Here is a 3,405-nt window from a genome sequence, read left to right as displayed (position 1 = left end):
GATATACGCTGCGGCTTTTTTAATATTAAGCGATACACTTCGGATACAAAGCTAATCGCTTTTGATAAAGAGCATTTGCTACTTATCCGGAGCCTCGCCTTTTTCTGCCAGATCTGACGGCGGCAACAAACTGATGATCTCACACTCCGTTGATATGAATTTTTCTAAGTCAGCCCCTTGAGTAATTAAACGGAAATCACCGCCATTGATAACTCCAAGTAAAATCGCTTTAGGATACAAAGCATTAAACTCATTCAGATCAAATGCCTCTGTCAGCCCTGTACTCTTAATTTGACTGCCTTGAGCCATTAACGAATTAAGCTTGGAGTAGGTCACGCCTTCCTCAAATAGACTTCGGTTGCCATCTCGACTCACTTGGTGTCTCTCGTGCTTGCTTTCTGGTGACTCAAGCTCAAAAACCTTATTGGCACCAAACTCGTCTTGATAATGCATGCTGACTAACGGGTTAGTTTGGCGATAAGGTGAGACAATCATCGCTCGCCCTATCCCATCCAGTTCCAAATTGTTTTCCGCGTGACTGGAAGCTGGGTTACCAAAGTAGACATTCAAGCTATCCATACGCGCCAAGCGAATACTCTCCCAGTTGGTATCCGCAAGCACACTATTGATGTTATGAGTCGCGAGCACCTTGGCAAACTGTCTTGCGAAGTGGGTGGCACCAAAGAAGATAACCCCTTGCGCTTTCTCTTGAGTGACACCTAGCCTTCTCGCCCACCAACTTGCGGTTAAACTCTGAATAACAACCGTGCCGATAATGACCAAGAACACCATGGGCACCAGCAGATCTGCCCCATCAATCAATTGCTTCTCTTGAAGTTTGATCGCAAACAGAGAAGAAACCGCTGCAGCCACGATCCCGCGCGGCGCCATCCAGCTCAAAAACCATTTATCTGCAGAACTAAGATCCGTGCCGATCCCGCTGATCCACACACTTAACGGGCGAGCCACCAGCATAACCACCGCTAACAACCCTATACCGCCCCAACCTATCGACAGGAACGCGCCCGAATCGAGCCGACTGGCTAACAAAATAAACAGCGCAGAAATGAGCAGCACAGTCAGAGTTTCCTTGAATTCGATGATGTCTTCGATATCCAAGCCTTTCACATTGGCAAGCCAGATCCCCATGATGGTCACGGTTAACAAGCCCGACTCTTCACTCAAGTCATTAGAAAACGAGAACGCCGCCAACATTAACGTCAGCACTGCCACATTACGCAAATAGTGTGGCACCCAATGCCCTTGCAGCATCTTGGCAATCAAATGGCCACCGACGATCCCTAAGCCTAAACCAATAGCCAGAGTCAGCCCGAGTGCTGACAACACATGACCGGTAGGGTCGGCTGAAGAGACAATGTATTCATAAACCAGAACGGCAAACAGAGCGCCAATGGGGTCAATCACAATCCCTTCCCATCGTAAAATGCTGCCAAGAGAAGCTTTGGGCTGAATACTACGCAGCATGGGCACAATTACTGTCGGCCCCGTCACCACCACCAAAGCACCGAATAGCGCCGCTAATGGCCAACTAAAGTTAACAAAGTAGTAAGCACCGACCACAATGCACGCCCATGTAATCAACATGCCTACACTCACTAGATGAGTCACCATGCGACCATGGCCCCTGATCTCCTTGAAATTAAGCGTCAATGCGCCTTCAAACAGAATGATGGCAACCCCCAGTGAAATCATTGGGAATAGTACCTCCCCAAAAATGGCATCTGGATTGAGGACATTTAAGCCGGGGCCCAATAGCAGGCCGACAATAAGAAGAGGGAGAATCGCGGGAAGACGCAATCGCCAGCCGAGTAGCTGACAAGCTAAAGACAAGAGCCCAATTAGCGCCAAAGAAGAAGTAATCGACAAATCCATTTATGCCCCTAAATAATTGGTGCCACACCCTGTGGTCCAAATCTGTTTACTGAAACAAGAAAGCCTACGTCATTAAACTATAGGCTCTCTTTTTCATGCTAACCGAATATTATTGTGATTAATCAGTCACTTTACTATAGGGGAAATAAAGTGACTAACCCGTTCACTCGGTACTTATCATCTAGCTAGAGTGAAAGTACCACGCCAGCAATCGCAGCACTCATTAGGTTAGCAAACACACCTGCACAAATTGCTTTAAAGCCGTATTGTGAGATGAAAGAGCGACGCTCTGGTACCAAGCTACCTAGACCACCAATCAAAATCGCCATTGTTGAAATGTTAGCGAAGCCACACAGTGCGAAGGTAACGATCGCTTGTGAGTGCTCGCTTAGTACCTCTTTCGCGTCCATTAACTGAATGAAAGCGACAAATTCGTTCACAACAATCTTGTTACCGATCAGTGAACCTGCCACAACAGCTTCAGACCACGGCACACCGATCAGCCATGCAACGGGTGCGAACACATAACCTAGGAGCAGTTCGAAGCTTAGGTTTACGCCAAACCAACCACCAACAATACCTAGCAAGCCATTCAGCATTGCAATCACACTAATAAAGGCAAGAAGTGTCGCACCCACCGCAACGGCAATACGAAGTCCAGACATAGCCCCATCTGCCATTGCCTCAACTACGTTTGTTGCTCGTGGAATTTCAACATCAGACTCAATGTTTTCTTGAACATCGTCAGCACTGCCAGGCACTAGAATTTTAGCCATTAACAAACCTGCCGGTGCAGACATGAATGCCGCTGCAATCAGGTAGTTTAGGTCTACGCCTAGTGACGCATAACCCACTAGCGTGCCACCCGCTACAGACGCCAAACCACACACCATCACTGCAAATAGTTGCGAGTCTGTCATGTGTTTCAGGTAAGGCTTAACCACCAATGGTGCTTCAATCATGCCAACGAAGATATTTGCAGTTGCAGACAGTGATTCAGCACGGCCTGTGCCCAAGAACTTCTGCAGCGCACCACCGATAAGGTTGATCACTTTTGGCATAAAGCCGATGTGGTACAAACCAGAGATAAGCGCAGAGAAAAAGATAATGATGCCCAGAACATTAATCGCGAAAACGAAACCGTTGTTCGTAAGGCCACCAAATAGGAAGTTAATCCCTTCTTGACCGTAGTTGATCAAGCTAGATACCGCACCTGTGGCTGCATTCAACGCTTCTTTACCCATTGGTACATACAGAACCAATAGCGCGAATGAGATTTGTAATAAGAAAGCCAAAGAGACTGTTCTTAGTGGAATATTTTTTCTGTCCGTAGATAGTAACCAAGCGGCAACTAAAATAGTAATAATTCCAAGTAGCGAAGCCATGTGCGTCAACCTAAAAGTTGTAGTTAGGAAAGGCGACGCATTCTATAGAGGAAATCGTTTGCGGCAAGCGGCGGTTGTTAATGTGATGTTGGGGTAATCACCTTTGAGCAATGGTTTTAATTAAGTC

General features: G+C 46.9%; 2 protein-coding genes. Both read right to left on the bottom strand.

Translation table 11 applies throughout. The features are described from left to right. Positions 1–78 precede the first annotated feature (78 nt). Entirely contained in the window at positions 79–1,893 is a 1,815-nt protein-coding gene (locus BCT81_RS07720; RefSeq protein WP_102423743.1) for a sodium:proton antiporter, read from the bottom strand. A 185-nt stretch (positions 1,894–2,078) separates the two neighbouring features. Continuing rightward, positions 2,079–3,278: a NupC/NupG family nucleoside CNT transporter gene (locus tag BCT81_RS07715; protein ID WP_102423742.1), complete on the bottom strand. Its 1,200-nt coding sequence runs from the start codon at positions 3,276–3,278 to the stop codon at positions 2,079–2,081. Between the last annotated feature and the right edge of the window lie 127 nt (positions 3,279–3,405).

It is taken from the genome of Vibrio sp. 10N.261.52.A1 (genome assembly GCF_002876325.1).
GTDB lineage: Bacteria > Pseudomonadota > Gammaproteobacteria > Enterobacterales > Vibrionaceae > Vibrio > Vibrio chagasii.
This window is presented reverse-complemented; position numbering and strand designations above follow the sequence as displayed.